The sequence below is a fragment of the uncultured Campylobacter sp. genome (assembly GCF_938018145.1).
Lineage (GTDB): Bacteria > Campylobacterota > Campylobacteria > Campylobacterales > Campylobacteraceae > Campylobacter_A.
In genome coordinates, this window is the sequence record NZ_CALIII010000430.1 from 1 (window position 1) to 5,803 (window position 5,803).

7 protein-coding genes are annotated in these 5,803 nt (G+C 43.3%); 5 read left to right on the forward strand and 2 right to left on the reverse strand.

Translation table 11 applies throughout. The annotated features are described in order from the left end of the window. The 5 genes from Q0338_RS10100 to hisG all read left to right on the forward strand — a co-directional run. Positions 1 to 438, forward strand: a 438-nt coding sequence (locus tag Q0338_RS10100; protein ID WP_298086612.1) for a hypothetical protein, incomplete at its 5' end; no start/stop codon positions are given. Further along, entirely contained in the window at positions 435 to 1,445 is a 1,011-nt protein-coding gene (locus tag Q0338_RS10105) for a PQQ-binding-like beta-propeller repeat protein (RefSeq protein ID WP_298086613.1), read from the forward strand. The genes Q0338_RS10100 and Q0338_RS10105, both read left to right, overlap by 4 nt. Continuing rightward, positions 1,442 to 1,774, forward strand: a complete 333-nt coding sequence (locus Q0338_RS10110) for a hypothetical protein (protein WP_298086614.1) — start codon at positions 1,442 to 1,444, stop codon at positions 1,772 to 1,774. The genes Q0338_RS10105 and Q0338_RS10110 overlap by 4 nt, the downstream gene beginning before the upstream one ends. Continuing rightward, entirely contained in the window at positions 1,761 to 2,390 is a 630-nt protein-coding gene (locus Q0338_RS10115) for a type III pantothenate kinase (RefSeq protein WP_298086615.1), read from the forward strand. The genes Q0338_RS10110 and Q0338_RS10115 overlap by 14 nt, the downstream gene beginning before the upstream one ends. Continuing rightward, positions 2,384 to 2,992, forward strand: coding sequence for an ATP phosphoribosyltransferase (hisG, locus tag Q0338_RS10120; protein ID WP_002948222.1), 609 nt, complete (start codon positions 2,384 to 2,386; stop codon positions 2,990 to 2,992). Before Q0338_RS10115 ends, hisG begins: the two co-directional genes overlap by 7 nt. Positions 2,993 to 3,468: 476 nt before the next feature. On the opposite strand, the gene Q0338_RS10125 is transcribed toward hisG, so the two are convergent. Next, a complete protein-coding gene (locus Q0338_RS10125; RefSeq protein ID WP_298086616.1) occupies positions 3,469 to 5,388 on the reverse strand; it encodes a GGDEF domain-containing phosphodiesterase in 1,920 nt (639 codons plus the stop codon). Positions 5,389 to 5,456: 68 nt separating this feature from the next. Next, positions 5,457 to 5,803 (reverse strand): LysE family transporter (locus Q0338_RS10130; RefSeq protein ID WP_298086617.1); only part of this gene is annotated, 347 nt, incomplete at its 5' end.

Genomic DNA, 5,803 nt, shown 5'->3' on the forward strand with positions numbered 1-5,803 from the left:
TTGGGCGTGATCGGCGCGGCGGGATACTATATAAACGGCACATTAAAAGAAAAAGAATTTAGAGCCGCAAACGCCGCTTACGCAAAGCTAATACTAAATCCAAAAGACGAACAGGCAAAAGCCGAGCTAAAGCAAAAAGACCCTTCGCTTTACGCGCTTTACGAGTTTAAAAGAGCGGTTGACAACAACGACACAAACGCACTAAAATCGCTTGCAAACGAGCAGATCGACCCGCTTTTAAAAGACATCGTAAAGTCTCAGATAAACGAGCCTAGCGGTCAAATTTTAAGCTCATACAAAGCCGTTATCAGAGGCTACGAGCTGATGAAAGAAAATAAAATCGACGAAGCAAAAAACGAATTTAAAAAGGTTCCGTTAAATTCACAACTACAATCCATAGTTAAAAATTTAGAACACTATCAAGGAAATGCAAAATGAGAAAATTTCAAGCTATTTTAACGGCTGCACTCTGCGTCGCAGTGCTTGGCGGATGCAGCACAAAAAGGCAGTATTTCGAGCCGACCGATGTGCAAAATGAAAAAATTTCAGAAAACAGACTGCCTGCCAGCATCGCGACGGCAAGCCTAAACGGAGCGGTGCTAAAAAACGGCATGGCCATAACCAAAAACGGCCTACTCTCGCCGGAGATAAAGCTACCAAAGGGCGCAACCTTGCTAAATTCCGCCGACGGTAAATTTATCAGCTCCGATTTGGACGGAAATTTGATCGTAGCAAACGGCTCAAACGAGATTTTATTTCAGAAAAAATTTAACGAAGCTATCGTTTCGGCAGCGCTTGAGGGAGACAGGCTAGCCCTTTTAAGCGCCGGCAACATCATATATCTCATCGACATCGCGACAAACGATACCTTACTCGAGTTTGAGAGCTCAAGCGTTTACGCGCAAGACTCCCGCGTCGCGGCACCGTTTTTCATGAGCTCGCTCGTCATCTTCCCTACGCTTGACGGTAAGATAATGATAGTAGATAAAAATCAAGGCCGAATTTTGCGCGACGTAGTCGTAAGTAGCGAACAGTTTTTTAACAACATCATATCTCTTAACGTCGTAAACGACACGATGATAGCCGCCACAGGCAAGCGTATCGTCTCGATAAATCCGGAAAAAACGGTTTACTATAACGGCGAGATAAAAGACATCGTCATAAACGGCGAATACGTATATATCCTACTAAAAGACGGCAAAATCGTGCTTAGCGACCTAAATTTACAAAAGATAAAAGACGCGGAATTTAAATTCGCCATCTTTTCAAGCGCTACTGTTTACAACGGCTCGCTTTATATAATGGAAAAAACGGGCTACCTTATCAAGACCGATCTAGCACTTGACAATGCCAAAATTTACGAGCTTTCAGACGAGGTCGAGAGCCAAATTTTCGCCGGCGCGAAAGAATTTTACTACGACGATTACAGCTTAGAGCTTAAATGACGAAGCAAGAAATTTATCAAGTTCTGGAAGCTAAAAAAATCATCTTAAAAAATATAAGCTGGGTGGAGCTTGATAAATTTACTAAAAAAAAGACCCTTGTCGCGCTTACGGGCGTCGATATGAAGGGCTTTTATACGCTTTTGTTTTTTCGCAGCGCAAAGGCTAGATTTTTAAGCAAAGAATTTGAAGCGATTGATGAAATAGCCGGCAAAATTGCCGAGCAAACGGGCATAAATTTTAAGAAAAAAGCTATTTTTTATAGCTCGGATATCTGCTCAAAAACCGCAAATTTGATGAAAGAAAACGGCTACAAACATGACTCTATGTGACGTAGGCAACACTAACGCCACCTTCTTTGAAAACGGCAAAATCACCAAAATCAAGCTAGAAAATTTTAAAGATTTTAAAAGCGACGAGAAGATTTATTTTATCAGCGTAAACGACGAAGTGACTAAGAGGCTGCAAAATTTGCCCAAATTTGTAAATTTGGAGCCGTATTTTGAGCTGGACACCATCTACAACGGCCTAGGTATCGACCGTATCGCTAGCTGCTACGCGATAAAAAACGGCCTCATCATCGACGCCGGCAGCGCCATAACGATAGACGTGATGATGAACTCGATGCACCTTGGCGGCGCGATAATGCCTGGTATATCGCATATTTTAAAGACCTACGAGGCCATCTCGCCGAGGCTAAAAATCTCGCTAAATTCACAGATCGACCTCGACGCGCTCCCGCAAAAAACGACCGACGCGGTGAGCTACGGCGTCATCAAGCCGATCCTGCTTCTCATAGAAAATATGGCAAACGGCTCGAAAATCTACTTCACGGGCGGCGACGGCGAGTTTTTATCGCGCTTTTTTACCACGAGTATCTACGACCGCATGCTCGTATTTCGCGGGATGCAAAAACTAATCGAACAAAAAAAGGACATCTTATGCTAACGGTTGCTTTGCCAAAAGGCCGCATCGCCGACGAAACTCTCGCGATTTTTAGGAAAATTTTTCAAAGCTCGTTTGAGTTTGAGGACAGAAAACTGTTGATGAGCGAGGGTGATTTTAAATTTCTAATGGTTCGTAACCAAGACATCCCGACCTACGTCGTAAACGGTGCTGCAGATATCGGCGTGGTGGGTCTTGACGTGCTTGAAGAGCACCGTCCTGATGTCGTGCGCCTACTTGATCTAAAGATCGGTAAATGCCGCGTCTGCGTGGGCATAAAAGAGGGCGAGGAGCTAAATTTAAACGCACCAGAGCTAAAGATCGCCACCAAAATGCCGCACATCTCGCGCAACTATTTTGCCGCAAAGGCGACCGCGCTAAAGATCATCAAGCTCTACGGCTCGATCGAGCTAGCGCCGCTGGTCGGGCTCGCCGACGCGATCGTGGACGTCGTGGAAACTGGCACTACAATGAAACAAAACGGGCTAAGAGTCGCCGAGACCATCATGCACAGCTCCGCGCACCTTATCGCAAACAAAAATAGCTTCATCATCAAAAAAGACGAAATTTTATCGCTTTACGAAAAGATCAAGGCGCAAATTTAAACTAAATTTTACTTACGCCATATATTAGCACGATAAACATTGCTCGCGCCTCGTTTGGTACGAGGCTTGCCGTCTTGCGCTGATCTCAAAATTTATTTGCCGCGACTTATACCACTCCGTAAACTGAGCAAAATTTGAGACTAGCGCATAATTTATTGAGTTGCGCCAGCTATTTTAGTGCAGACGAGCGAATGCTAGATTAAATAAGAACATAGCGCAACATAAATTTAAGTACTTCAATGCACCACCAACGCTGCCGCTATCTTTTTTATTCGCCAGTATCACCAAGGGTGCTTAAATTCGCCAAGTGAGCTAATTTTTATTCCGAGTCAAATTTGCAAAACAAGCGCATTGAGATAAATTAAGTTCGCCGTCCGCATCTCAAATTTCTCGCCAAATTTAGAGATGAAATTTAAGCCGCTCCGTATTTGCGACTATTTGCAAGAAGTAAATTTGATAAACTCCAAAGTCAGGCTTTAGCGCAGGCTATCGCTAGGCTCGCCCAGATAAAAGCCCTGAAACTCGTCCACGCCAAGCTCAACGCAAGTATCATAGACCTCTTTTGAGCGGACAAACTCGGCGATCACCGTGATATCAAGCTTCTTAGCAAATGCGATGATAGCGCCTGTTATCACGCGGGAGTCTTCGTTCGTATCGATATTTTTGATGATGGAGCCGTCGATTTTGATGTAGTCTGGTTTTAGTTTTAGGATGTAGGAAAAGTTGCTATAGCCCGAGCCAAAGTCGTCTATGGCGATCTTTGCGCCCATCCTGCGCACGCGGTCGATAAATACTCCGATGCGCTCGATGTTTTCGATATTTTCATCCTCTAAGATCTCAAATATCACGCGTCCGGCAACTTTGTATTTGTTCATTTTTTCGATGATAAACACGCTCACGTCGCCGTCGGTCATATCGCGTCCGGATAAATTTATTGAAATCATCGCATCAGGTCTATCGGCGATTAGCTTAAAGCTTTTTTCGATCAGCATTTTTTCGATATCGGTGTAGCGTTTGATGCGTTTTGAAACCTCTAAAAAGACGCTTGGAGAGATGATTTCGTTACTGTTTTGGATGCGGATTAGCGTTTCATACTTTACGATTCGCTTTTCTTTATTAAATATCGGCTGATAAAACGGCACGATCTTATCGTTTATGATGGCGTTTCGTATCATATTTGAGCGAGTGATCTGCTCGGCGTATTGCGGCGTATCGTCGATGTTTTTAAAGTAGCAGAAATAATCCTTGCCGCTTTGCTTAGCAAACTCAAGCGCCGTCATCGCCTTTTTAAGAGTATCTGATTCATCTAGCGCAAAGCCCACCGTACAGTGGATCTCGATCTCGCTTTGTTCGCCATCCTCGGCTATCACGTCGATGACTAGGCCTTTGATGTTATCTAAAAGCTCGTTTGCCAGATCCTCGTATCTATCGATAAAAAGCTCCGCATCCTCGACCAGCGCAAACTGATCTGGTCCGACGCGGTAAACGGTCATGCCGTTATCCTCGGCAAATTTTTGCGAGACTTCCGTCATTTTTATCAAAATTTGATCGCAAACCGAGACGCCAAAATAGTTATTCATTTTTCTAAACTCATCTATATCCATGACGATGACTTTAGGATTTTTCATCTCCGCCGTGTCGCGCTCCAGAGCTACTTTATTTGGCAAGCCCGTAAGATCGTCGATATAAAGGCGTTTTTGCATTTCGGCATTTTTTTCTAGGAGCTTTTCATTGCTTTTTACCAGCGAAATTTGATTATCGCGGATACCTCTATAAAAGAGAAAATACTGAAAAATACAAATGAACGCCATAACGCCCGTCACGATGAGCGTATTTTTCATATTTACGATTAACCACTCTACAAAAAGCGGATCGTCCAAGCCTGAAATTTTGACATTGTGAATCATATTGTAGCCAAGGATCACGTCGCCTATTTTCTTAAAATAGCAGACCTCAGCCTTGTTGTCTTGTATGAGATTTATGCGCTTATATACGCCGTTTTGTTTCAAATTTACATACGCTTTGCCGTCCATCTCGCAAAATTTATACGGCAAAACCTCGCCTATCAAATTTGGATGCTGCGAGCTAGCTAGAACTAGGAGTTCGCCCGTTTCGCCTGTTTGCTTAAATATCCAAGACGGCACGGCCTTGGTAGCCTCAGAGTAGCGCTGAAACTCCTTTATATCGCCTTTTGCTATGTTTTTATATATGATTTGAATTATGTTCATAAAGGCCTCGGCCTTCTCGTTAACGGTTACGTTTGACGGGTAGTTAGTCGAGTCCTGAAATTTATTATAAAATCTAAAAGATATTACCAGAAACGAGCAGATCACGAGCACCGCGATCGGCAGGACGATGAACTGAGTCATCGATTTTTTAATATCAAAATTTTGCATCAAACTTCTCTAAAAATTTTGTTGCCATTTTATCATTATTTACTTAAGTTAATTATAAAAACTCTAATTTATGAAAATAATTTATAAAGTAAAAAGAAAGCAAACCCTAGCAAAATGACCGCGCATACGTAGTTTAGCCATTTTGCGACGTTTTGCGAGATAAATTTGGCGCTTTTATGCACGGCAAACGGCATAGAAACGATCCAGATAAATATCGCCGCGACTAGCCCCGCTACGACCGCGCCCGCGTTTTCAAAGCTTTTGGCAAAGCCTGCCACGCTGAGCCAAAATCCAACGGTGTACGGGTTTGCAAGCGTGACAAAAAGGCCTTTTGCGTAGTTTTTGCTAAATTTTACCTCGGCCGCGCGCGAGTCCGCCGCTATAGGTTTGGTTGCGTTTTTAAATATGATGTAGG